This window comes from Klebsiella sp. BIGb0399 (genome assembly GCF_003752615.1).
In the GTDB taxonomy this organism is placed as follows: Bacteria; Pseudomonadota; Gammaproteobacteria; order Enterobacterales; family Enterobacteriaceae; genus Klebsiella; species Klebsiella lignicola.
The window spans coordinates 1-24857 of record NZ_RKHT01000009.1 but is presented as its reverse complement, the minus strand read 5'-3'; the positions used below and the strand labels follow the sequence as shown (position 1 = coordinate 24857).

Annotated in this window: 25 protein-coding genes; 16 read left to right on the top strand and 9 right to left on the bottom strand. The window is 54.8% G+C overall.

Annotated features, from left to right (window positions below):
* The first annotated feature begins 15 nt into the window (after positions 1-15).
* The 12 genes from bamA to tilS all read left to right on the top strand — a co-directional run bounded on the left by bamA (position 16) and on the right by tilS (position 15806).
* The gene (gene bamA / locus EDF82_RS20820; RefSeq protein ID WP_123757407.1) at positions 16-2445 is read left to right on the top strand and encodes an outer membrane protein assembly factor BamA; all 2430 of its coding nucleotides are present in this window, start codon (positions 16-18) and stop codon (positions 2443-2445) included.
* Between the two features lie 122 nt (positions 2446-2567).
* Positions 2568-3053, top strand: a complete 486-nt coding sequence (gene skp, locus EDF82_RS20815) for a molecular chaperone Skp (RefSeq protein ID WP_123757406.1) — start codon at positions 2568-2570, stop codon at positions 3051-3053.
* Positions 3054-3056: 3 nt separating this feature from the next.
* A complete protein-coding gene (lpxD, locus tag EDF82_RS20810; RefSeq protein WP_123757405.1) occupies positions 3057-4082 on the top strand; it encodes a UDP-3-O-(3-hydroxymyristoyl)glucosamine N-acyltransferase in 1026 nt (341 codons plus the stop codon).
* Between the two features lie 170 nt (positions 4083-4252).
* Positions 4253-4708: a 3-hydroxyacyl-ACP dehydratase FabZ gene (gene fabZ, locus EDF82_RS20805; protein WP_004858132.1), complete on the top strand. Its 456-nt coding sequence runs from the start codon at positions 4253-4255 to the stop codon at positions 4706-4708.
* Positions 4709-4711: 3 nt separating this feature from the next.
* The gene (lpxA, locus tag EDF82_RS20800; RefSeq protein ID WP_123757404.1) at positions 4712-5500 is read left to right on the top strand and encodes an acyl-ACP--UDP-N-acetylglucosamine O-acyltransferase; all 789 of its coding nucleotides are present in this window, start codon (positions 4712-4714) and stop codon (positions 5498-5500) included.
* Complete coding sequence (gene lpxB, locus EDF82_RS20795; RefSeq protein WP_123757403.1) at positions 5500-6648, top strand: lipid-A-disaccharide synthase; 1149 nt, start codon at positions 5500-5502, stop codon at positions 6646-6648. Before lpxA ends, lpxB begins: the two co-directional genes overlap by 1 nt.
* A complete protein-coding gene (gene rnhB / locus EDF82_RS20790; RefSeq protein WP_123757402.1) occupies positions 6645-7241 on the top strand; it encodes a ribonuclease HII in 597 nt (198 codons plus the stop codon). The genes lpxB and rnhB overlap by 4 nt, the downstream gene beginning before the upstream one ends.
* 37 nt (positions 7242-7278) lie before the next feature.
* Positions 7279-10761, top strand: coding sequence for a DNA polymerase III subunit alpha (gene dnaE / locus EDF82_RS20785; RefSeq protein WP_123757401.1), 3483 nt, complete (start codon positions 7279-7281; stop codon positions 10759-10761).
* Between the two features lie 12 nt (positions 10762-10773).
* Positions 10774-11733, top strand: a complete 960-nt coding sequence (accA, locus tag EDF82_RS20780; RefSeq protein ID WP_045859732.1) for an acetyl-CoA carboxylase carboxyl transferase subunit alpha — start codon at positions 10774-10776, stop codon at positions 11731-11733.
* Between the two features lie 113 nt (positions 11734-11846).
* Entirely contained in the window at positions 11847-13985 is a 2139-nt protein-coding gene (locus tag EDF82_RS20775; protein ID WP_123757400.1) for a lysine decarboxylase LdcC, read from the top strand.
* Positions 13986-14045: 60 nt separating this feature from the next.
* Entirely contained in the window at positions 14046-14435 is a 390-nt protein-coding gene (locus EDF82_RS20770; RefSeq protein WP_123757399.1) for a VOC family protein, read from the top strand.
* A gap of 69 nt (positions 14436-14504) precedes the next feature.
* The gene (gene tilS, locus EDF82_RS20765) at positions 14505-15806 is read left to right on the top strand and encodes a tRNA lysidine(34) synthetase TilS (protein ID WP_123757695.1); all 1302 of its coding nucleotides are present in this window, start codon (positions 14505-14507) and stop codon (positions 15804-15806) included.
* Positions 15807-15821: 15 nt separating this feature from the next.
* Here tilS and rof read toward each other — a convergent pair whose 3' ends face one another.
* Positions 15822-16082 (bottom strand): Rho-binding antiterminator, encoded by a 261-nt coding sequence (rof, locus tag EDF82_RS20760; RefSeq protein ID WP_123757398.1) that lies wholly within the window; start codon positions 16080-16082, stop codon positions 15822-15824.
* Positions 16069-16269 carry a YaeP family protein gene (locus tag EDF82_RS20755; RefSeq protein ID WP_123757397.1) on the bottom strand — a complete coding sequence of 67 codons (201 nt, stop codon included), beginning with the start codon at positions 16267-16269 and terminating at the stop codon, positions 16069-16071. The genes rof and EDF82_RS20755 overlap by 14 nt, the downstream gene beginning before the upstream one ends.
* A 196-nt stretch (positions 16270-16465) precedes the next feature.
* Here EDF82_RS20755 and EDF82_RS20750 point away from each other — a divergent pair, with 196 nt between their 5' ends.
* Genes EDF82_RS20750 through nlpE form a run of 3 tightly spaced genes read left to right on the top strand, consistent with a single transcriptional unit; the run spans position 16466 to position 18162 of the window.
* Positions 16466-17011, top strand: a complete 546-nt coding sequence (locus EDF82_RS20750; RefSeq protein WP_123757694.1) for a YaeQ family protein — start codon at positions 16466-16468, stop codon at positions 17009-17011.
* Positions 17008-17421: an alternative ribosome rescue aminoacyl-tRNA hydrolase ArfB gene (gene arfB / locus EDF82_RS20745; protein WP_123757396.1), complete on the top strand. Its 414-nt coding sequence runs from the start codon at positions 17008-17010 to the stop codon at positions 17419-17421. The genes EDF82_RS20750 and arfB overlap by 4 nt, the downstream gene beginning before the upstream one ends.
* 42 nt (positions 17422-17463) lie before the next feature.
* Positions 17464-18162: an envelope stress response activation lipoprotein NlpE gene (nlpE, locus tag EDF82_RS20740; RefSeq protein ID WP_123757395.1), complete on the top strand. Its 699-nt coding sequence runs from the start codon at positions 17464-17466 to the stop codon at positions 18160-18162.
* 80 nt (positions 18163-18242) lie between these two features.
* Here nlpE and proS read toward each other — a convergent pair whose 3' ends face one another.
* The 6 genes from proS to metN all read right to left on the bottom strand — a co-directional run bounded on the left by proS (position 18243) and on the right by metN (position 23868).
* Positions 18243-19961, bottom strand: a complete 1719-nt coding sequence (proS, locus tag EDF82_RS20735; protein WP_123757394.1) for a proline--tRNA ligase — start codon at positions 19959-19961, stop codon at positions 18243-18245.
* 111 nt (positions 19962-20072) lie between these two features.
* Positions 20073-20780, bottom strand: coding sequence for a tRNA (N6-threonylcarbamoyladenosine(37)-N6)-methyltransferase TrmO (gene tsaA / locus EDF82_RS20730; protein WP_123757393.1), 708 nt, complete (start codon positions 20778-20780; stop codon positions 20073-20075).
* Entirely contained in the window at positions 20777-21184 is a 408-nt protein-coding gene (gene rcsF / locus EDF82_RS20725) for an Rcs stress response system protein RcsF (RefSeq protein WP_123757392.1), read from the bottom strand. Before rcsF ends, tsaA begins: the two co-directional genes overlap by 4 nt.
* A gap of 108 nt (positions 21185-21292) precedes the next feature.
* The gene (gene metQ / locus EDF82_RS20720; RefSeq protein WP_123757391.1) at positions 21293-22108 is read right to left on the bottom strand and encodes a methionine ABC transporter substrate-binding lipoprotein MetQ; all 816 of its coding nucleotides are present in this window, start codon (positions 22106-22108) and stop codon (positions 21293-21295) included.
* 82 nt (positions 22109-22190) lie between these two features.
* Positions 22191-22844 (bottom strand): methionine ABC transporter permease MetI, encoded by a 654-nt coding sequence (locus EDF82_RS20715; RefSeq protein WP_041144154.1) that lies wholly within the window; start codon positions 22842-22844, stop codon positions 22191-22193.
* Positions 22837-23868, bottom strand: coding sequence for a methionine ABC transporter ATP-binding protein MetN (gene metN / locus EDF82_RS20710; RefSeq protein WP_123757390.1), 1032 nt, complete (start codon positions 23866-23868; stop codon positions 22837-22839). Before metN ends, EDF82_RS20715 begins: the two co-directional genes overlap by 8 nt.
* A gap of 189 nt (positions 23869-24057) precedes the next feature.
* Between metN and gmhB the strand changes: the two genes are divergently transcribed.
* Entirely contained in the window at positions 24058-24624 is a 567-nt protein-coding gene (gene gmhB, locus EDF82_RS20705) for a D-glycero-beta-D-manno-heptose 1,7-bisphosphate 7-phosphatase (RefSeq protein WP_123757389.1), read from the top strand.
* Between the two features lie 3 nt (positions 24625-24627).
* Here the strand turns inward: gmhB and EDF82_RS25525 are convergent.
* Positions 24628-24857 (bottom strand): hypothetical protein (locus tag EDF82_RS25525; RefSeq protein ID WP_227540156.1); only part of this gene is annotated, 230 nt, incomplete at its 5' end.

Sequence of the window (24857 nt, the reverse complement as noted above, 5' to 3'; positions counted from 1 at the left end):
GAACGCATAATAACGATGGCGATGAAAAAGTTGCTCATAGCGTCGCTGCTGTTTAGCAGCGCAACCGTATACGGTGCTGAAGGGTTCGTGGTGAAGGACATTCATTTCGAAGGCTTGCAGCGTGTCGCTGTTGGTGCGGCCCTCCTCAGTATGCCAGTGCGTCCTGGCGATACGGTAACCGATGATGATATCAGTAACACCATCCGTGCTCTGTTTGCCACTGGCAACTTTGAGGACGTCCGCGTCCTGCGCGATGGTGATACCCTGTTGGTGCAGGTGAAAGAGCGCCCAACGATTGCCAGCATCACTTTCTCCGGTAACAAGTCGGTGAAGGATGACATGCTCAAGCAAAACCTTGAGGCATCCGGTGTTCGCGTCGGGGAATCTCTTGACCGCACGACGCTTGCTGATATCGAGAAAGGGCTGGAAGATTTCTACTACAGCGTCGGTAAATACAGCGCCAGCGTAAAAGCTGTCGTCACGCCGCTGCCACGTAACCGTGTCGACCTGAAACTGGTGTTCCAGGAAGGCGTTTCGGCGAAAATCCAGCAGATTAACATTGTCGGTAACCATGCATTCAGCACCGATGAACTGATCTCAACATTCCAGCTGCGTGATGAAGTACCGTGGTGGAACGTGGTCGGCGACCGTAAATACCAGAAACAGAAACTGGCAGGGGATCTCGAAACTCTGCGCAGCTACTACCTGGATCGCGGTTACGCACGTTTCAACATCGACTCCACGCAGGTGAGCCTGACGCCAGATAAAAAAGGCATCTACATCACCGTCAACATTACAGAAGGCGAGCAGTACAAGCTTTCTGGTGTGCAGGTGACGGGCGATCTGGCAGGCCATTCGGCGGAAATCGAAGCCTTGACCAAGGTGGAGCCGGGCGAGCTGTATAACGGCGCCAAAGTGACCAAAATGGAGAATGATATTAAGAAACTCCTCGGTCGCTACGGTTACGCCTATCCGCGCGTACAGTCTCAGCCGGAAATCAACGACACCGATAAGACCGTGAAGCTGCACGTCAATGTTGACGCGGGCAACCGCTACTACGTGCGTAAAATTCGCTTCGAAGGCAACGACACTTCAAAAGACTCCGTTCTGCGTCGCGAAATGCGTCAGATGGAAGGGGCCTGGCTGGGTAGCGATATGGTCGATCAGGGTAAAGATCGTCTGAATCGCTTAGGCTACTTTGAAACGGTAGATACCGATACGCAGCGCGTACCAGGTAGCCCGGATCAGGTTGATGTTGTCTATAAGGTCAAAGAACGTAACACCGGTAGCTTCAACTTCGGTATCGGTTACGGTACGGAAAGTGGCGTAAGCTTCCAGGCTGGCGTTCAGCAGGACAACTGGTTAGGTACCGGCTATTCCGTTGGAATTAACGGCACCAAAAACGATTATCAGACCTATACTGAACTGTCGGTAACCAACCCGTATTTCACCGTGGATGGCGTGAGCCTCGGTGGTCGTATCTTCTATAACGACTTCGACGCGAACGATGCGGACCTGTCTGACTATACCAACAAAAGCTATGGTACAGACGTCACGCTGGGCTTCCCGGTTAACGAATACAACACCCTGCGTGCAGGCCTGGGTTATGTCCATAACTCCTTGTCCAACATGCAACCGCAGGTGTCGATGTGGCGTTACCTGAACTCAATGGGTCAGAACCCGGGCACGACGGATGATAACAACTCATTCAGCGCGAACGACTTCACCTTCAACTACGGGTGGACCTATAACAAACTCGACCGCGGCTTCTTCCCGACGGAAGGTTCGCGAGTCAACCTGAATGGTAAAGTGACCATTCCAGGTTCTGATAACGAATACTACAAAGCCACGCTGGATACCGCGACCTACGTGCCGATCGATAACGACCACAAGTGGGTTGTTCTGGGACGTACCCGCTTCGGTTATGGCGACGGTATTGGCGGTAAAGAAATGCCGTTCTACGAGAACTTCTACGCCGGTGGTTCAAGCACCGTACGTGGGTTCCAGTCGAACACCATTGGCCCGAAAGCGGTATATTTCCCGGCCAGCAATCGTCATGATGACGATGACAACTATGACAGCAACTGTAAGAGCACTGAATCTGCGCCGTGTAAATCGGATGATGCGGTGGGCGGTAACGCCATGGCCGTGGCCAGCCTTGAGCTGATCACCCCGACACCGTTTATCAGTGATAAATATGCTAACTCGGTCCGTACCTCGTTCTTCTGGGATATGGGTACCGTGTGGGATACACACTGGGATTCAAGCGCTTATGCGGGTTATCCGGATTACGGTGACCCGAGCAACATCCGTATGTCCGCCGGTATTGCGGTACAGTGGATGTCGCCGTTGGGGCCGTTGGTCTTCTCCTACGCCCAACCGTTCAAAAAGTACGATGGAGACAAGGCCGAGCAGTTCCAGTTTAACATTGGTAAAACCTGGTAATTGTCGGCAGCAAAGGAATGTAAGTGCAGTATAGCGCTGACTTTAGGCGATAACCGCGGTTATCGCCTGGCCACGCAAATAACGGTACCCCTGGGTACTCATGGGATGGTAAGGAGTTAATTGTGAAAAAGTGGTTATTAGCTGCAGGTCTGGGTTTGGCAATGGTAACTTCCGCGCAGGCGGCAGATAAAATTGCAATGGTTAACATGAACAGCCTGTTCCAACAGGTAGCCCAGAAAACGGGTGTTTCTAATACGCTGGAAAATGAGTTCAAAGGCCGCGCAAGCGAGCTGCAGCGTATGGAAGGCGACCTGCAGTCCAAAATGCAGCGTCTGCAGTCTATGAAGCCGGGTGCCGACCGTACCAAGCTGGAAAAAGACGTTATGGCTCAGCGCCAGACTTTCTCTCAAAAAGCACAGTCTTTTGAGCAGGATCGTTCACGTCGTTCCAACGAAGAACGTGGCAAACTGGTTAACCGTATCCAGACCGCTGTGAAAAGCGTAGCGAGCAGCCAGAGCATCGACCTGGTTGTTGATTCTAATGCCGTTGCATACAACAGCAGCGATGTGAAAGACATCACCGCTGATGTGCTGAAACAGGTTAAATAAGTAATGCCTTCAATTCGACTGGCTGATCTTGCGCAGCAGTTGGATGCAGAATTACACGGTGATGGCGATATCGTCATCACCGGTGTTGCGTCCATGCAGACTGCCAAAGCAGGCCATATTACGTTCATGGTTAATCCTAAATACCGTGAACACCTGGCCGCATGCCAGGCTTCTGCCGTCGTGATGACGCAGGACGATTTACCCTTTGCCCAAGGCGCCGCGCTGGTAGTGCGTAACCCCTACCTGACCTACGCGCGCATGGCTCAAATTCTGGATACTACGCCGCAGCCGGCGCAGAATATCGCACCCAGTGCGGTGATTGATAGCACGGCGAAGCTCGGTAAAAACGTTGCCATCGGCCCGAATGCCGTTATCGAATCTGATGTTGAGCTTGGCGATAACGTCGTGATTGGTGCCGGGTGCTTCGTCGGTAAAAAGACCAAAATTGGCGCTGGCTCCCATTTGTGGGCCAACGTGAGCGTTTACCATGAGATTGAGATCGGTGAGAATTGCCTGATCCAGTCCAGTACGGTGATTGGCGCAGATGGCTTCGGCTATGCCAACGATCGTGGTAACTGGGTGAAGATCCCACAGTTAGGTCGCGTGATTATTGGCGATCGCGTGGAGATTGGTGCCTGTACGACCATTGACCGTGGTGCGCTGGATGATACCGTCATCGGTAATGGCGTGATTATTGATAATCAGTGCCAGATTGCGCATAACGTTGTGATTGGTGACAATACGGCCGTTGCTGGCGGTGTGATCATGGCAGGCAGCCTGAAAATTGGCCGTTACTGCATGATTGGCGGCGCGAGCGTCATTAACGGGCATATGGAAATCTGCGATAAAGTCACCGTCACCGGAATGGGTATGGTGATGCGTCCTATTACCGAGCCTGGCGTCTATTCATCAGGTATTCCGCTGCAGCCGAACAAAGTCTGGCGTAAAACCGCAGCGTTGGTGATGAACATTGACGAGATAAGCAAACGCCTCAAATCAATTGAACGGAAGGTTAATCAGCAAGATTAACGCCTCTGTTACCACACACCATCATGCAAGCAGCATCGGGGCGGCTGCTACGGCTGACAACGATGTGGCTTAAGAGGTGGCGTGTAAAAATTTTCGGCCTGTTGCATTCATAAGATTGCAGCAGGCCGTGTTATTATTGCCTTTTAGTATATTTAGACAGGAAGAGTATTTTGACTACTGAAACTCATACTCTGCATATTGAAGAGATTCTGGAACTTCTGCCTCACCGTTACCCGTTCCTGCTGGTAGACCGTGTGCTGGATTTTGAAGAAGGCCGTTTTCTGCGCGCAGTAAAAAATGTTTCTGTTAACGAGCCGTTTTTCCAGGGGCACTTCCCTGGTAAGCCGATTTTACCTGGCGTGTTAATTCTGGAAGCGATGGCGCAGGCCACGGGTATTCTGGCATTTAAAAGCGTGGGTAAACTCGAACCTGGCGAACTGTATTACTTCGCAGGGATCGATGAAGCGCGTTTCAAACGTCCGGTAGTACCTGGCGATCAGATGATTATGGAAGTCACTTTCGAGAAAACCCGCCGTGGCCTGACGCGTTTCAAAGGTGTGGCGCTGGTTGACGGTAAAGTGGTTTGCGAAGCAACGATGATGTGTGCGCGTAGCCGGGAGGCCTGATACGTGATTGATAAAACCGCCTTTATTCATCCTACTGCTATTGTGGAAGAGGGCGCCGTTATTGGTGCTAACGCTCACATTGGCCCGTTTTGTATTGTTGGTGCTCACGTCGAAATTGGTGAAGGCACCGTACTGAAGTCTCATGTTGTTGTTAATGGCCACACCAAAATTGGCCGTGATAACGAGATCTATCAGTTCGCTTCCATCGGTGAAGTTAACCAGGATTTGAAATACGCTGGTGAACCGACTCGAGTGGAAATTGGCGATCGCAACCGCATCCGCGAAAGCGTCACCATTCATCGCGGTACAGTACAGGGCGGTGGATTAACGAAGGTGGGCAGCGATAACCTGCTGATGATCAACGCGCACGTTGCACACGATTGCACGGTCGGCGACCGCTGTATTCTGGCGAATAACGCCACGCTGGCCGGGCATGTTTCACTGGATGATTTCGTTATCATCGGTGGCATGACCGCCGTGCATCAGTTCTGCATCATCGGCGCGCACGTCATGGTTGGCGGCTGCTCCGGCGTCGCACAGGACGTACCGCCGTTCGTGATTGCTCAGGGCAACCACGCGACGCCATATGGCGTCAATATTGAAGGCCTGAAGCGCCGTGGCTTTAGCCGCGAAGCGATTACCGCGATTCGTAACGCCTATAAACTGCTGTATCGCAGCGGCAAAACGCTGGACGAAGTCAAACCGGAAATCGCCGAACTGGCAGTTCAGCATCCTGAAGTACAGCCATTTTTCGATTTCTTTGCCCGTTCTACACGCGGCCTGATTCGTTAATGTCTGCACAGCGTCCCCTGACGATTGCCCTTGTCGCCGGAGAAACCTCCGGCGATATTCTTGGTGCAGGTCTGATCCGCGCGCTCAAAGCTCGTATCCCCGATGCTCGCTTTGTTGGCGTGGCGGGACCGCTTATGCAGGCCGAAGGCTGTGAAGCCTGGTACGAAATGGAAGAGCTGGCCGTGATGGGCATTGTTGAAGTGCTCGGACGGCTGCGCCGCCTGCTGCATATTCGTGCCGATCTGACCCGACGATTTACCGAGCTGCAGCCCGATGTATTCGTTGGAATTGATGCCCCTGATTTTAACATTACCCTTGAGGGTAACCTGAAAAAGCAGGGTATCAGGACGATTCATTACGTCAGCCCGTCGGTGTGGGCATGGCGACAAAAACGTGTTTTCAAAATTGGCAGATCGACCGATCTGGTGCTGGCATTTCTGCCTTTCGAAAAAGCGTTTTATGACCGGTTTAACGTTCCCTGCCGGTTTATCGGCCACACGATGGCCGATGCGATGCCGCTGGATCCGGACAAAGACGCCGCACGTGACCGCTTAGGTATTGCGCGGGATGTCCACTGCCTGGCGCTGCTGCCGGGAAGCCGTGGCGCTGAAGTGGAAATGCTCAGCGCTGACTTCCTGAAAACCGCGCAAATTTTACGTCAGGATTACCCTGACCTGCAGGTACTGGTGCCGCTGGTGAATGCGAAACGCCGGGAGCAGTTTGAACGCATTAAAGCGGAAACGGCCCCGGAGCTCACGGTCCATCTGCTGGATGGGCAGGCGCGCGATGCAATGATTGCCAGCGATGCGGCGCTGCTGGCCTCCGGCACCGCGGCGCTGGAGTGCATGCTGGCCAAGTGCCCGATGGTAGTGGGCTATCGCATGAAGCCATTTACCTTCTGGCTGGCGAAACGGCTGGTGAAAACTGACTATGTCTCCTTACCGAATCTGCTGGCCGGGCGGGAACTGGTGAAAGAGCTGCTGCAGGACGAGTGCCAGCCGCAGTTGCTTGCCGATGCGCTGCGGCCATTGCTGGCTGACGGCAAGACCAGCCATGATATGCACGACACCTTCCGGGCGCTGCATCAACAGATTCGTTGCAATGCGGATGAGCAGGCAGCGGACGCAGTACTGGAGTTAGCAAAATGATTGAGTTTGTTTACCCGCATACCCACCTGGTGGCCGGCGTTGACGAAGTAGGCCGTGGGCCGCTGGTTGGCGCGGTGGTCACCGCCGCGGTGATCCTTGACCCGGAAAAGCCGATTGTGGGCCTCAACGACTCGAAAAAATTAAGCGAAAAGCGTCGACTGGCGCTGTTCGACGAAATCAAAGAAAAGGCGCTGTGCTGGAGTCTGGGACGCGCGGAACCCCATGAAATTGATGAGCTGAATATTCTCCATGCGACGATGCTGGCAATGCAGCGTGCCGTTGCTGGCCTGACTGTGGTGCCGGAGTTTGTGCTGATTGATGGCAACCGCTGCCCGTCGCTGCCTGTGCCTGCTCAGGCGGTAGTCAAAGGCGATAGCCGGGTGGCAGAAATCAGTGCAGCGTCTATTCTGGCTAAAGTCGTGCGCGATGCGGAAATGACCGCTCTGGATCTCGAATTTCCGCAATATGGCTTTGCGCAGCATAAAGGCTATCCTACCGCTTTCCATCTGGAAAAACTGATCGAACATGGCGCAACCGAACACCATCGGCGTAGTTTTGGCCCGGTAAAACGCGCGCTGGGCCTTGCGTCCTGATTCTTGTGTCGAGAAATAAGTAAACCGGAATCTGAAGATGTCTGAACCACGTTTCGTCCACCTACGGGTGCATAGCGACTATTCCATGATCGATGGGCTGGCAAAAACCGGGCCGCTGGTAAAAAAGGCGGCCTCACTGGGTATGCCTGCGCTGGCGATCACCGATTTTACTAACCTCTGTGGTCTGGTGAAGTTCTACGGCGCGGGACATGGCGCAGGGCTGAAACCGATCGTCGGGGCAGATTTTCACGTCCAGAGCGAGCTGATGGGTGATGAGCTCACCGAATTAACGGTTCTGGCGGCCAACAATACCGGTTATCAAAACCTGACGCTGCTGATTTCCCGTGCCTACCAGCGCGGCTACGGCGCGCTGGGGCCCTGTATCGATCGCGACTGGCTGATTGAACACCAGGAAGGGCTGATTCTGCTTTCCGGCGCCCGCAAAGGTGACGTCGGCATCAGTCTGATGCGTGGCAACATGCCGCTGGTCGAACAGTGCGTCGCTTTCTACGAAGAACATTTCCCGGACCGCTACTATCTGGAGCTGATCCGCACCGGCCGTGCCGATGAAGAAGCCTACCTGCATGCCGCTGTGCAACTCGCCGAAGCGCGCGGGTTGCCGGTTGTTGCCACCAATGACGTACGCTTTCTGGAAACCGGCGACTTCGATGCCCATGAGATCCGCGTTGCGATCCATGACGGTTTTACCCTCGATGATCCGAAACGCCCACGTAACTATTCGCCGCAGCAATATATGCGCAGCGAAGACGAAATGTGCGAGCTGTTCTCCGATATTCCCGAGGCGCTGGAAAATACCGTCGAAATAGCCAAGCGCTGCAACGTGACCGTGCGTTTAGGCGAATACTTCCTGCCGCAGTTCCCGACCGGGGAGATGACGACGGAAGATTTTCTGGTCCTGAAATCGAAAGAAGGTCTGGAAGAGCGTCTGGAATTCCTGTTCCCGGATCCGGCTGTCCGCGCGGAGAAGCGTCCCGCCTATGATGAGCGTCTGGACATTGAGCTCCAGGTGATTAACCAGATGGGCTTCCCCGGCTACTTCCTGATCGTCATGGAGTTTATCCAGTGGTCGAAGGATAACGGCGTGCCGGTCGGGCCAGGCCGTGGTTCTGGTGCCGGTTCATTAGTTGCTTACGCCTTAAAAATTACCGATCTCGACCCGCTGGAATTCGATCTGCTGTTCGAACGTTTCCTCAACCCGGAACGTGTCTCGATGCCCGACTTTGACGTCGACTTCTGCATGGAGAAACGCGACCAGGTTATCGAGCACGTGGCGGACATGTACGGCCGCGACGCGGTATCGCAGATCATCACCTTCGGTACGATGGCGGCGAAAGCGGTTATCCGTGACGTGGGGCGCGTGCTTGGCCACCCGTACGGGTTTGTAGACCGTATTTCAAAACTGGTGCCGCCAGATCCGGGCATGACGCTGGCGAAAGCCTTTGAAGCCGAGCCGCAGCTGCCGGAAATCTACGAAGCTGACGAAGAAGTTAAAGCGCTGATCGACATGGCGCGAAAACTGGAAGGCGTCACGCGTAACGCCGGTAAACATGCCGGGGGCGTGGTTATCGCGCCGACCAAAATTACCGATTTCGCCCCGCTGTATTGCGATGAAGCCGGGCTGCATCCGGTGACCCAGTTTGACAAAAACGACGTGGAATACGCCGGACTGGTCAAGTTCGACTTCCTCGGCCTGCGTACGTTGACCATCATCAACTGGGCACTGGAGATGATCAACAAGCGGCGGGAGAAGCAAGGCGAAGCGCCGCTGGATATTGCAGCGATCCCGCTGGATGACAAGAAAAGCTTCGATATGCTGCAGCGTTCGGAAACCACCGCGGTATTCCAGCTTGAATCGCGCGGCATGAAAGACCTGATCAAGCGCCTGCAGCCTGACTGTTTTGAAGATATGATCGCTCTGGTGGCGCTGTTCCGCCCCGGCCCCCTGCAATCGGGGATGGTAGATAACTTTATCGACCGTAAGCATGGCCGCGAAGAGATCTCTTACCCTGACGTGCAGTGGCAACACGAATGCCTGAAACCGGTACTTGAGCCAACCTATGGCATCATCTTGTACCAGGAACAGGTCATGCAGATCGCCCAGGAGCTTTCCGGCTACACGCTGGGCGGCGCGGATATGCTGCGTCGTGCAATGGGTAAGAAAAAACCCGAAGAGATGGCCAAGCAGCGCGGGACCTTCGAGGATGGGGCGAAGAAAAACGGCGTCGACGGCGAGCTGGCGATGAAAATCTTCGACCTGGTAGAGAAATTTGCCGGTTATGGGTTTAACAAATCGCACTCGGCTGCCTACGCGCTGGTTTCTTACCAGACGCTGTGGTTAAAGGCGCACTATCCGGCGGAATTTATGGCGGCGGTAATGACCGCGGATATGGATAACACCGAGAAAGTGGTCGGGCTGGTGGATGAATGCTGGCGCATGGGGCTGAAAATCCTGCCGCCGGACATTAACTCCGGGCTGTACCATTTCCACGTCAATGATGACGGTGAGATAGTCTATGGCATCGGCGCGATTAAAGGCGTCGGCGAAGGCCCCATTGAAGCGATTATTGAAGCGCGTAACGAGGGCGGCTATTTCCGCGAGCTGTTCGACTTGTGCGCCCGTACCGACATCAAAAAACTGAACCGTCGGATCCTGGAAAAACTGATTATGTCCGGGGCATTTGACCGCCTCGGCCCGCATCGTGCAGCGTTAATGAATTCGCTGAGTGATGCGCTCAAGGCCGCCGATCAACATGCGAAAGCCGAGGCGATTGGCCAGGCAGATATGTTTGGGGTGCTGGCAGAAGAGCCAGAACAGATCGAGCAGTCTTATGCCAACTGCCAGCCGTGGCCGGAGCAGGTGGTGCTGGACGGGGAAAGGGAAACGCTCGGTCTGTATCTGACGGGACACCCCATCAACCAGTATTTGAAAGAGATTGAGCGCTACGTGGGTGGCGTGAGACTCAAAGACATGCATCCGACCGATCGTGGTAAAGTGACCACGGCGGCGGGGCTCGTGATTGCCGCGCGGGTAATGGTCACCAAGCGTGGTAATCGTATCGGCATCTGTACGTTGGATGACCGTTCCGGGCGTCTGGAGGTGATGTTATTCACCGACGCGCTGGATAAATATCAGCAATTGCTGGAAAAAGACCGCATACTTATCGTCAGCGGACAGGTCAGCTTTGATGACTTCAGCGGGGGGCTTAAAATGACCGCCCGTGAAGTGATGGACATTGACGAAGCCCGGGAAAAATATGCTCGCGGGCTTGCTATCTCGCTGACGGACAGGCAAATTGATGACCAGCTTTTAAACCGACTCCGTCAGTCTCTGGAACCCCACCGTTCGGGAACTATTCCAGTACACCTCTATTATCAGAGGGCGGATGCACGCGCGCGGTTGCGTTTTGGCGCAACATGGCGCGTCTCTCCGAGCGATCGTTTACTCAACGATCTGCGTGGCCTTATCGGCTCGGAGCAGGTGGAACTGGAGTTTGACTAATACAGGAATACTATGAGTCTGAATTTCCTTGATTTTGAACAGCCGATTGCAGAGCTGGAAGCGAAAATCGATTCCCTGACTGCCGTAAGCCGTCAGGATGAGAAACTCGATATTAACATCGACGAAGAAGTGCATCGTCTGCGTGAAAAAAGCGTAGAACTGACGCGTAAAATCTTCGCCGATCTTGGTGCATGGCAGGTTGCTCAACTGGCTCGCCATCCACGTCGCCCGTACACCCTGGATTATGTCCGCCTGGCTTTCGACGAGTTTGACGAGCTGGCTGGTGACCGTGCTTACGCTGACGACAAAGCTATTGTCGGTGGTATTGCGCGTCTGGACGGGCGTCCGGTGATGATTATCGGCCATCAGAAAGGGCGCGAAACGAAAGAAAAAATTCGTCGCAACTTCGGGATGCCGGCACCGGAAGGCTACCGTAAAGCGCTGCGTCTGATGGAGATGGCCGAGCGTTTTAAAATGCCGATCATCACCTTTATCGACACCCCAGGGGCTTACCCGGGCGTCGGTGCAGAAGAGCGCGGCCAGTCTGAAGCGATTGCCCGTAACCTGCGCGAAATGTCACGTCTGAGCGTGCCGGTCATCTGTACCGTTATTGGTGAAGGTGGCTCCGGTGGCGCACTGGCGATCGGCGTTGGCGACAAGGTCAACATGCTGCAGTACAGCACCTACTCGGTTATTTCACCGGAAGGCTGCGCATCCATTCTGTGGAAAAGCGCCGATAAAGCCCCGCTGGCTGCCGAAGCGATGGGGATCGTAGCCCCGCGTCTGAAAGAGCTGAAGCTTATCGACTCCATTATTCCGGAACCTCTGGGCGGCGCACATCGCAACCCGGAAGCCATCGCGGCAAGCCTGAAGGCGCAGCTGCTGGCCGATCTGGCGGATCTCGATACGCTGAGCGAAGAAGAGCTGTTAAACCGTCGCTACCAGCGTCTGATGAGCTACGGTTACGCCTGATAATCGCCAGGCTTAACGCGATCAGGGGTCGGATTTTCCGGCCCCTTTTTTATGTGCGATACGCCAGCGCGATTGATATGATGCCTGACTTAGGTTAATTCCAGGAGGAAAGCGTGAATATCATCGCCATCATGGGGCCACACGGCGTCTACCATAAAGACGAACCGATCAAAGAGCTGGAAGCTGCCCTGCAACGGCAAGGCTTTCAGACCATCTGGCCGCAAAACAGCGCCGACCTGCTGCAGTTTATTGAACATAATCCTCGGATCTGCGGAGTCATCTTTGACTGGGATGAGTACAACGTCGATCTGTGCAGCGATATCAATCAACTGAACGAATACCTCCCGCTTTATGCCTTTATCAACGCGCACTCGACGATGGACGTCAGCAGCCAGGATCTGCGCATGACGCTGTGGTTCTTCGAATATGCGCTGGGTCTGGCGCAAGAGATAGCCACCCGCATCGCCCAGTACACCCGCGAATATCTGGATAACATCACGCCGCCGTTTACCAAAGCGCTGTTCAATTATGTGGAGGAGGGGAAATATACCTTCTGTACGCCAGGGCATATGGGGGGAAGCGCATACCAGAAAAGCCCGGTTGGCTGCCTGTTTTATGACTTCTTCGGTGGCAATACGCTCAAAGCCGATGTCTCTATTTCGGTGACCGAGCTGGGGTCGTTGCTGGATCACACCGGCCCGCATCTGGAAGCGGAAGAGTATATCGCTCGCGCTTTTGGCGCGGAACAGAGCTACATGGTGACCAACGGGACCTCGACCTCGAACAAAATTGTTGGCATGTACTCAGCGCCGGCTGGCAGCACGCTGCTTATCGACCGTAACTGCCATAAGTCACTGGCGCATCTGCTGATGATGAGCGACGTCGTTCCGCTGTGGCTGAAACCGACTCGCAATGCGCTGGGTATTCTCGGTGGGATACCGAAACGTGAATTTACCCGCGACAGCATTCAGCAAAAGGTCAACGGGACGGGGGGCGCAGCGTGGCCGGTGCATGCGGTGATCACCAACTCCACCTATGACGGCCTGCTCTATAACACCACCTGGATCAAAGAGACGCTTGATGTGCCGTCGATCCATTTTGATTCTGCCTGGGTGCCCTATACCCACTTCCACCCGATCTACCAGGGGAAGAGCGGAATGAGCGGCGATCGCATTCCCGGCAAGGTGATCTTCGAAACGCAATCCACGCACAAAATGCTGGCAGCGCTGTCGCAGGCGTCGCTTATTCACATTAAAGGTAGTTACGACGAAGATACCTTTAATGAAGCCTTTATGATGCATACCTCAACGTCCCCGAGCTATCCCATTGTCGCCTCGATAGAAACCGCGGCGGCGATGCTGCGTGGCAACTCCGGTAAACGCTTGATCCAGCGTTCGATCGAGCGGGCGCTCGACTTCCGCAAAGAGGTTCAGCGCCTGCGCGAAGAGTCTGACGGCTGGTTCTTTGATATCTGGCAGCCGGAAGATATTGAACAGGCGCAGTGCTGGCCGGTGGCAAGCGGTGAGCGCTGGCACGGTTTTAGCGATGCTGACGACGATCATATGTTCCTCGACCCGGTGAAGGTGACGATCCTGACGCCGGGTATGGATGAACAAGGCAAGATGGATGATGAAGGTATTCCCGCCGCGCTGGTGGCGAAATTCCTCGATGAGCGCGGCGTGGTGGTGGAGAAAACCGGCCCCTATAACCTGCTGTTTCTGTTCAGTATCGGCATCGATAAAACCCGGGCAATGGGGCTGCTACGCGGCCTGACCGAGTTTAAGCGTGCCTACGATCTTAACCTGCGGGTGAAGAATATGCTGCCGGATCTCTACGCAGAAGATCCTGACTTCTACCGCAATATGCGGATTCAGGATCTGGCGCAGGGGATCCACCGTCTGATCCGTCAGCACCAGCTGCCGCAATTGATGCTCAGCGCCTTTGATGTTCTGCCGGAAATGAAGATGACGCCGAATAAGGCCTGGCAGCGGCAAATTAAAGGTGAAGTGGAAACCATTGAGCTGGAAAATCTGGTCGGGCGGATCTCGGCAAATATGATCCTGCCGTATCCGCCGGGCGTGCCGTTGCTGATGCCAGGCGAGATGATTACCGAAGAAAGCCGGACGGTACTCGATTTCCTGCTGATGCTCTGCTCGATTGGCCGCCATTATCCCGGCTTTGAAACCGATATCCACGGGGCGAAGCGTGACGAGGATGGCGTATACCGGGTACGAGTCTTAAAAAATGACTAACGGCTTGCGCCGCGATGAGCGGCGCGAGTAACCTGGTCTGCAATAACAGAAGGAGTAGACATGCTGGGTTTAAAACGGGTTCACCATATTGCCATCATCGCCACCAACTATGCGCAGAGCAAAGCCTTCTACTGCGATATCCTGGGTTTTACGTTGCAGAGCGAGTTCTACCGCGAAGCGCGTGATTCCTGGAAGGGCGATCTGGCGTTGAACGGCGAATATGTGATTGAGCTGTTCTCTTTCCCGTTCCCGCCGGCCCGACCCAGCCGCCCGGAAGCCTGCGGCCTGCGTCATCTGGCGTTTAGCGTGGATGACATCGATGCGGCGGTTGCCCATCTGGAGGCACACGGCGTGGCCTGTGAAGCGGTGCGTATCGATCCCTTTACCGGTAAACGCTTTACCTTTTTTAGCGATCCCGACGGTCTGCCGCTCGAGATTTATCAACAGTAACCCTTGTCAGAGTAAGTCCTGCCCGGTAACGTGCCGGACTATCTCTCCCCAGCCAGCACTATCATGATGATGACGCCCGATATTGCGCAACGCCTTCAACCGTACCGCCAGTTTTTAGTCGCCTTCAGCGGCGGCCTGGATTCGACGGTACTTTTACATCAGCTGGTCTGCTGGCGTGAGCGGGACCCGACGCTGCAGCTCCGGGCTATCCATATCCACCATGGTCTGAGCGCCAATGCCGACAGCTGGGTGGCGCACTGCCAGCAGGTTTGTCAGCAGTGGCAGGTGCCGCTGGTGGTTGAGCGTGTGACCCTGACAGATGAGGGGCTCGGCGTGGAGGCGCATGCCCGACAGGCGCGTTATCAGGCTTTCCGGGCGGCGTTGCTGCCGGGCGAGGTGCTGGTGACGGCTCAGCATCTCGACGACCAGTGTGAAACCTTCCTGCTGGCGCTCAAACGAGGCAGCGGCCCGACCGGGCTGGCGGCGATGGCGGCATCCTCTGAATTTGCCGATACCCGGCTGCTGCGTCCGCTGCTGAACAGCCGCCGTGAGGCGCTGCTAGAGTGGGCCCTAAGCCATCAGCTCCAGTGGATTGAGGATGAGAGCAATCAGGATGATGCCTACGATCGTAACTTTCTTCGTCTGCGGGTGGTCCCGCAGCTAAACGCCCGTTGGCCTCACTTTAGCGAAGCGGTGGCCCGCAGCGCCGGGCTGTGCGGCGAGCAGGAACAGCTGCTGGATGAACTGCTGGCCGAAGATCTGGCCAGGCTGGTGGCCGCTGACGGCTCGCTGGCTATCGAACCGCTGGCCGCCATGAGCGCGCCACGGCGCGCGGCGCTGCTGCGGCGATGGCTGGCAGGACAGCACGCGCCGATGCCCTCCCGCGAGGTTCCGGAGCGTATCTGGCGTGAAGTGGCCCTGGCGCGCGAAGATGCGTTTCCCTGCCTGCGGCTTGGGGACTTTTGCGTACGTCGCTATCAGCAGCGTCTGTGGTGGGTGAGATACCTGCCTGGTCAGGCCGATCTCATCGTGCCGTGGCCCGATTATCGTCAGCCATTAGCGCTGCCGGAAGGCCTGGGCGAGCTGGCATTGCCAGGCGGCGGGCCATTGCGTAGGCCGCGCCCGGAAGAGGTGGTGACGGTGCGCTTTCGTGCCAGCGGCCATCTGCATATTGTTGGTCGTCACGGTGGGCGCAAGCTGAAGAAAATCTGGCAGGAGTTGGGTGTTGCTCCCTGGCGTCGCGATACTACGCCGCTGCTGTTTTACGGCGATACGCTGATTGCCGCGGCGGATGCACTGTTTGTCACCCGTGAAGGGGAAGTGAGGGAAGGCGAGGGGATGCAACTGATGTGGAGGAAAACGGGCGGCTGAGCCACCCGTTTTTATTCAGGACTCACTCACCACCACGGTACCGATTTCCGGGTGGCTGAAGCTGGCGATTTTATCCAGACGTAGCTCACGAGCATTCCCGCTCAGCTCCACCACCAGATACTCGATATTTTTGCGCGAGATAAGATCGGTGGCCTTAGCCTGCAACTGCTCGCCGTCTTTGAGCGTCAGAACAAGCACCAGATGGTGCTGGCAGGCAAGCTCGAGATTGTCATAATCATCACAGTTGATGGGTTGATAAGTATCATTCATTGACATAATCGCTCACCAGTAAGTTTGCTGCCGCATACGCGGCCTTTTCCCTGACTGACTCCGAAAGGGCCTCATCCGCCGCAATTTCATTCAATACTTTCAACACGCAACCCAGCGCATTCGGGATATACCCCAGGTCTCCGCTGGCTATTTCCGCATATCGCTTGCGTATTAACTCACAATATTGCTCCACATTCCCTCCTGTCAGTATGCTGACTCAACCGTGGGATGCAAGTTTAAGCCTACGAAGATACACTCTGTTTAGCAAGGTGACTATACCATAGTCATTTAAGCAATATCAGCAGGATGAAAAGGGGACCGCGGATTGTCGGCAGCCTTTTGTCGTGAGTTTCGCTACAATGTACGCCATTTTTTTCGGGAGTTTATTCATGGCGCTGAAAGCGACAATTTATAAGGCAACGGTGAACGTCGCCGATCTGGATCGCAACCAGTTTCTGGATGCCAGCCTGACGCTGGCACAGCATCCGTCGGAAACCCAGGAGCGCATGATGTTACGCCTGCTGGCGTGGATCAAATACGCCGACGAGCGTCTGCAGTTTACCCGCGGTTTGTCGTCTGATGATGAGGCGGAGCTATGGTTGCTCAACGATCATCTCGGCGTTGACCTGTGGATTGAACTCGGTTTACCGGATGAGCGGCGGATTAAAAAAGCCTGCTCGCGTTCGCAGGAAGTGGTGTTGTTTACCTACAATAGCCGGGCGGCGGAAATCTGGTGGCAGCAAAATAAGAGTAAAATGGCGCAGTTCAGCAAGCTGACGGTATGGTATCTGGATGATGCTCAGCTGGCCCAGCTCAGCGCATTTGCCGATCGCTCGATGGTATTACAGGCCACGATCCAGGACGGCAGCATCTGGTTATCGGACGCTAAGAATAATCTGGAAATTAATTTAACGGCGTGGCAACCGCCAGCATGATTATGATTAGCCGCAGCGTTGCTATTCCCGACGAAGAGGTGACCCTGTCGGGGATCCGCGCGCAGGGCGCGGGCGGTCAGCACGTCAATAAGGCGTCAACCGCCATCCATCTGCGGTTTGACATTAAAGCTTCAAGCCTGCCTGAGTATTATAAAGAACGCCTGCTGGCCGCCAGTCACCACTTAATTTCTGCCGACGGTGTGGTTATTATTAAGGCTCAGGAATACCGCAGTCAGGAAATGAATCGCGAAGCGGCGCTGTCTCGCCTGGTTGCGTTAATTAAAGAATTAACCGTAGTGCAAAAAAGCCGCCGTGAGACCCGGCCGACTCGGGCGTCAAAAGAGCGGCGCCTTGCCTCGAAAGCGCAAAAATCCTCAGTCAAAGCACTGCGTGGGAAAGTTCGTCAGTAAGCGCTATGGCGAACCGGTGGAATGGATTATAAGGAATTAACAGTGAAGAAAATCGTACTCTCAGTGGTAGCAGCGTGTTCGCTCTTTGCGCTATTTGGCTGTAACCATCGTTCGGATGTCGAGATGCTGCAGCCCGCACCGATGGAAGAGCTGAAGCCGATGCAGCAAAGCTGGCGCGGTGTTTTGCCCTGCGCTGATTGTGAAGGCATCGAAACCACGCTGTTCCTCGAAAAAGACGGTAGCTGGGTGATGAACGAACGCTATCAAGGGGTCAGCCGTGAGCCGTCATCATTTGCCTCATACGGCACCTGGGCGCGTACCGCGGATAAGCTGGTACTGACCGACAGCAAAGGCGAGAAATCCTATTACCGTGCGAAGGGAGACTCGCTGGATATGCTCGATCGTGAAGGCAATCCGATTGAGTCGACGCTGAACTATACCCTGACATCAGTCAAAGCCAGCCTGCCGACCACGCCGATGACCATGCGCGGCATGTATTTCTATATGGCGGATGCGGCGACCTTCACTGATTGTGCGACCGGAAAACGGGTTGCGGTGGCGAACAATGCGCAGCTGGAACGTGATTATGCAGCGGCTCGCGGCACACAAACGCGTCCGGTACTGCTGGTGGTGGACGGGCACTTTACCCTGGAAGCCAATCCTGACAGCGGCGAAATGGTGAAAACCCTGAAGGCGGATAAAGATATTAAATTTGTCCCGGGTAAAGACTGTAATCAGTAACCGGTCATGGCTGTAATACCGGTAGCACGGATATAAAAAAGGCCCCGCAGATGCGGGGCCTTTTACATTCATCAGCGGGATTAGCCTTTGATAGCGCGAACCAGATAGTCCACGATGTCACCGGTTTTAATCAGCTGCTTCTCGCCATTACGGCGATATTTATATTCGATATCGTCGTTGTCGAGGTTACGATCGCCGAGCACGATGGTATGCGGAATACCAATCAGCTCCATATCAGCAAACATGACGCCCGGACGCTCTTTACGGTCGTCCATCAGCACTTCAATGCCCTGCGCGCGCAGTTCGGCATACAGTTTCTCTGCCAGTTCCTGCACACGGTAAGACTTGTGCATGTTCATCGGCAGGATCGCGACCTGGAACGGTGCAATTGCGTCAGGCCAGATGATTCCACGATCGTCAAAGTTCTGCTCAATGGCTGCCGCAACGACACGCGTCACCCCAATACCGTAACAACCCATGGTCAGGACCTGGTTACGGCCATCTTCGCCCTGTACGGAGGCGTTCATCGCCTGGGAGTACTTGGTCCCCAGCTGGAAGATGTGACCGACTTCGATGCCGCGCTTAATCAGCAGCGTGCCCTGACCATCCGGGCTCGGATCGCCTGCGACGACGTTACGGATGTCTGCGACTTCCGGCGTGGTGACATCGCGATCCCAGTTGATGCCAAAGTAGTGTTTACCATCGATATTGGCGCCGGCAGCGAAATCGCTCATGACGGCAACGGTACGGTCGATAACCACGGGAATCGGCATATTCACCGGACCCAGAGAACCTGGACCGGCTTTAACGATGGCGCGGATCTCTTCTTCGGTCGCGAAGGTCAGCGGGCTGGCAACCTGCGGCAGTTTTTCCGCTTTGACTTCGTTCAGCTCGTGGTCACCGCGAACCAGCAGCGCAACCAGCGGGTAGCTGCCGCCTTCAACTGCTTTAACCAGCAGCGTTTTGACGGTTTTTTCAATCGGCAGATTGAACTGTTCGACCAGCTCGGCGATGGTTTTCGCATTCGGCGTATCGACCAGGGTCATCTCCTGGGTAGCAGCGGCGCGCGGCGCTTTTGGCGCGACGGCTTCTGCGAACTCGATGTTAGCGGCGAAATCAGAGCTGTCGGAGAAGATCACGTCATCTTCGCCGCTCTGCGCCAGCACCTGGAATTCGTGCGATGCGCTACCGCCGATAGAACCGGTGTCAGCCTGTACCGCGCGGAAATCCAGGCCCATACGGCTGAAGATTTTGCTGTAGGCGGCGTACATCGCGTCGTAGGTTTCCTGCAGAGATTCCTGAGAGGTATGGAAAGAGTAAGCATCTTTCATCAGGAATTCACGGGAACGCATTACGCCGAAACGCGGACGGACTTCGTCACGGAACTTGGTCTGAATCTGGAAGAAGTTCAGCGGCAGCTGCTTGTATGAGTTCAGCTCGTTACGGATCAGGTCAGTGATCACTTCTTCATGCGTCGGACCGAGGACAAACGGACGGTCGCCACGGTCAGCAATACGCAGCAGTTCCGGGCCGTACTGTTCCCAACGACCACTCTCTTGCCACAGTTCAGAGGGCTGAACTACCGGCATTAACACCTCGATTGCACCGGCGTTGTTCATCTCTTCACGCACGATGTTTTCGACTTTTTTCAGGACGCGCACGCCGGTCGGCAGCCAGGTGTACAACCCGGAGGCCAGCTTACGGATCATCCCGGCGCGCAGCATCAACTGATGGCTGATGACTTCGGCGTCGGCAGGTGTCTCCTTTTGTGTGGAGAGCAGGTATTGGCTAGTACGCATGTTGTTACGGTTCCATTTGGACGATCGGAACAGGCTGGGGACCAGCCTGAAACAAAAAAAGTGGTTTAGTTTACCAGTGTGGCAAAGATGCCAAAAGAGAGGAAAATAAAATTACCGTGGTTCAAGGGCAAAGACTTCAAAACCCGACGGGATAACACGCCAGCGGACGTTGAAATCAAGCAGCCAGACGGCATAGGTTTTTCCTGCTTCTTCCTCTTTACGATAGGCAGGACGCGGATCCTGCGCCAGCACCTCACGGATAAACGCTTTCAGGTGTGGATAGCGCTTTTCCAGTGCGACAAGCTGCGTGTCCAGTTCAGGCGTAAAGCTTACTGTCATTTCCGCCAGCGGCGCCTGCTGGGCATAGCTGGCGCTGGCATCCGGCAGCGCTTCGGCAAACGGCAGATAGGGTTTGATATCCACCACCGGGGTGCCATCCACCAGGTCCAGGCTCCCGAGCTGCAGGATAACCTGCTCTTTCTGGCAGCGGATGCCTTTGAGTTCGACCAGCGACATCCCGATGGGATTCGGGCGGAACGTTGAACGCGTGGCGAACACGCCCATCCGCGCATTCCCGCCGAGACGGGGAGGGCGCACGGTAGGGCGCCAGCCACCTTCCATTGTTTGATGGAAGACAAACAGCACCCACAGATGGCTAAAGTCTTCCAGACCGCGAACGGCGTCCGCCTGATTATAGGGCGGCAGCAAATGCAGTTCGCCACCACCATTTTTGACCAGCCCTGGCTGGCGCGGCACGGCAAACTTTTCTTTATAGGGCGAACGAATCACGCCTATCTGCGCGAACTGGAAAGCACTCATTGCGCCGAAACGTTAAGCGCGGAACCCAGACAAACGGCCTGACGATAGCATCCCGGTGTACCGCTGGTGACTTCACAGCTGTGCAGAAGGACCGCGTTAGCTTTCATTTTAGCGGCGTTAATTTGCAGACGCTTGCGGGCGGTCGGGATATTTGGCGGCGAATCCTGGTTGCTGGCCTGGCATGATTCGCCAGTCACTTCACCCAGATCGCGGAAAGGCTTGCCGACCAGTGCGGATGCATCGGTATAGATTCTTACCGGCGCCGGACGCGGTGCTTTCGGTTTTGCCGTTTCCGTTTTAGCGGGTGCCGTTGCGGTGCTTTGTACAGGTTCGACGGGAGATCTGCTTAGCATTGAACAGCCGCTTAACATGAGCGCTAACAAACAGACCGGTAAAGCACGCATAGGAATTCCTCAAAAAATAATCAAACAGGGCGCTATTGAATCAGGCGCTTGCATAAATGACAAGACGGGCATAAAGCCCGTCCTGAATGATATTACGGTGAAAAAAGATTACCAGCCTTTCACAGCACCGCCGTTAAAGATTTTGTTCGCCGCTTCGTAAACTTCATCGCTCTGGTATGCCTGAACAAATTTCTTCACATTTTCGGCATCTTTGTTGTCTTCGCGAGCAACAATCAGGTTCACGTACGGAGAGTCTTTATCTTCAACGAAGATACCATCTTTCGCCGGAGTCAGACCGATCTGGCTGGCGTAGGTGGTGTTGATCACCGCCAGAGAGATCTGCGCATCATCCAGAGAGCGCGGCAGCTGCGGTGCTTCCAGCTCAACAATCTTCAGGTTTTTCGGGTTTTCAACGATATCCAGAGAGGTCGGCAGCAAGCCAACGCCTTCTTTCAGTTTGATCAGACCCACTTGCTGCAGCAGCAGCAGGGAGCGGCCGAGGTTGGTCGGGTCGTTAGGAATCGCAATCTGAGAGCCCGGCTGCAGTTCGTCCAGAGATTTGATTTTCTTAGAGTAACCGGCAATCGGGTAGACAAAGGAGTTGCCGACGGCAACCAGCTTGTAACCACGGTCTTTAATTTGCTGATCGAGGTACGGCTTATGCTGGAAGGCGTTGACGTCGATGTCGCCCTTGCTCAGCGCTTCGTTTGGCAGAACGTAATCGTTAAAGGTCACCAGCTCTACGTCGAGACCGTATTTCTCTTTCGCCACTTTCTGGGCAACTTCAGCAACCTGCTGCTCTGCACCCACAATGACGCCGACTTTAATATGGTTCGGGTCTTTCTCGTCCTGACCACAACCCACCAGAGCCAGAGAACCGATTAACGCGCCGACCGCCGCAAAGGTTTTGAAATTAAAGGCCATGTTATTTCCTTTCTGTAAGAGTCTTTGTGTACACGAGTCATCAGACCGCCCAGAGACGGCCCGAATGATGGTGTGTTGTGTGTTATTTGTGAGTCACAGCCCGGACGATACGATCGCCAGAGAATTGGATTAAATAAACCAGAATAACCAGTAATACCAGTACCGTATTCATTACCGTTGCGTTGTAGCCGATGTAGCCGTACTGATAGCCAATCTGCCCAAGACCACCGGCACCCACCGCACCGCCCATGGCGGAATAACCTACCAGGGTAATCAGGGTGATGGTGGCGGCGTTCACCAGCCCCGGCAGCGCTTCTGGCAGCAGCACCTTGCGAACGATCTGCATCGGTGTTGCGCCCATTGCGCGGGAAGCTTCAATCAACCCGGTCGGGATTTCGAGCAGCGCGTTTTCCACCATACGGGCGATAAACGGCGCGGCGCCAACCGTCAGCGGCACAATCGCCGCCTGCAGGCCGATTGAGGTACCGACAATCACGCGGGTGAATGGGATCATCCACACCAGCAAGATAATGAAAGGAATAGAACGGAAGATGTTAACCAGCGCGGAGAGCGTCCGGTAAAGCTTCGCGTTGGCCGCAATCTGTCCTGGACGGGTCACGTACAGCAGCACGCCGACAGGCAGGCCGAGGACAAAACCGAAGAAGCCGGAGACAAACGTCATGGCCAGCGTTTCCCATACGCCGCGCAACAGCAGCCAAATCATTGCCTCAGACATAGCCCAGTACCTCTACTTTTACATGGTGTTCCTGCAACCAGGCGATAGCGGCCTGGGTATCTTCCTGCGTGCCGTGCATCTCGGTCAGCATAATGCCGAACTTCACGCCGCCGGCGTAATCCATCTGCGCGCTAATAATGTTGTTATTCACATTAAAGCGACGGGCGGTTTCAGAGAGCAACGGGGCATCAACAGAATGGCCGGTAAACTCCATGCGCAGCATTGGTACGCTATCCGGTTGCGCGGTTGGCTTCAGGCGGGCCTGATAATCGTCCGGAATATCCAGATGCAGCGTGGACTGAATAAACTGCTGTGCCAGCGGGGTCTTCGGATGAGAGAAGACTTCACTCACCGTATCCTGCTCGATCAGCTGACCGTTACTGATGACCGCGACGCAATCGCAGATGCGTTTGACGACGTCCATCTCGTGGGTGATCAGCAGAATCGTCAGGCCAAGGCGACGGTTGATATCTTTCAACAGTTCAAGGATGGAACGCGTGGTTGCCGGATCCAGGGCGCTGGTGGCTTCGTCACACAGCAGCACCTTCGGGTTGCTTGCCAGGGCGCGTGCAATCGCGACACGTTGTTTCTGCCCGCCGGAAAGGTTGGCCGGGTAGCTGTCATGTTTATCGGCAAGGCCGACGAGATCCAACAGTTCGGTCACGCGACGTTTAATTTCTGCCTGCGGGGTGTTGTCCAGCTCCAGCGGCAGCGCGACGTTGCCAAAAACGGTACGGGAAGCCAGCAGGTTAAAGTGCTGGAAAATCATGCCAATCTGGCGACGTGCGCGGGTCAGTTCTTTTTCAGAAAGCGCAGTCAGTTCCTGGCCGCCAACCTGAACGCTACCTTCTGTCGGGCGTTCAAGCAGGTTAACGCAGCGAATGAGCGTACTTTTACCAGCACCAGATGCGCCGATGACGCCATAAATTTGTCCGGCAGGGACATGCAGGCTGACATCGTTCAGCGCCTGTATGGTGCGATTCCCTTGCTGGAACACTTTGGTGATATTCGAAAGTTTAATCATCAGTTATTTATTATCGTTTAGCCGTTTGCCGTGGCATTTTCTTCTGCCGTGTCCAGGCGATGCCTGTCAATGAAATGGATGTTAAGGCATCCAGACGTCTAAATCAATCCAGCTGCTGAATAATGAGCACTTTCTTGCATAGCGAAACATGCGATACTAATCAGACTAGCCTTTATCAGGAGCATTACGGTGGCAAAGTCAGTACCCGCAATTTTTCTCGACCGTGACGGCACAATTAATGTCGATCATGGCTATGTCCACGAAATCGACAACTTTGAGTTTATCGATGGCGTCATTGATGCGATGCGTCAATTAAAGGAGATGGGATTCGCCCTGGTGGTGGTCACCAATCAATCCGGCATCGCGCGCGGAAAGTTTACGGAAGCGCAGTTTGAAACGCTGACGGAATGGATGGACTGGTCACTGGCCGATCGCGGTGTTGACCTGGACGGTATCTATTATTGTCCGCATCACCCGCAGGGGACGGTGGAAGAGTATCGCCAGACCTGTGATTGCCGTAAGCCGCACCCGGGGATGTTCGTCTCTGCGCGTGACTACCTTCATATTGATATGGCCGCTTCTTATATGGTTGGCGATAAAATTGAAGATATGCAGGCTGCAGCTGCTGCTTCTATAGGGACTAAAGTGCTGGTTCGTACCGGCAAGCCCGTCACGCCAGAAGCGGAAAATGCCGCTGATTGGGTACTGAATAGCCTGGCAGACCTGCCTGAAGCTATCAAAAAGCAGCAAAAATAAGCGTTACGTATAAAAGATGAGCGGTTGAAATAAAAATGCATTTTTCCGCTTGTCATTCCCGGCTGGCTCCCTATAATGCGCCTCCATCGACACGGAACAACGGCAAACAAGCCGCCGGGTTGAAAGAGAAAACTTCTGAAAATGAGGTTGACTCTGAAAGAGGAAAGCGTAATATACGCCACCTCGCGACAGAGCGCTAAGCGCCGTCGCACTGCTCTTTAACAATTTATCAG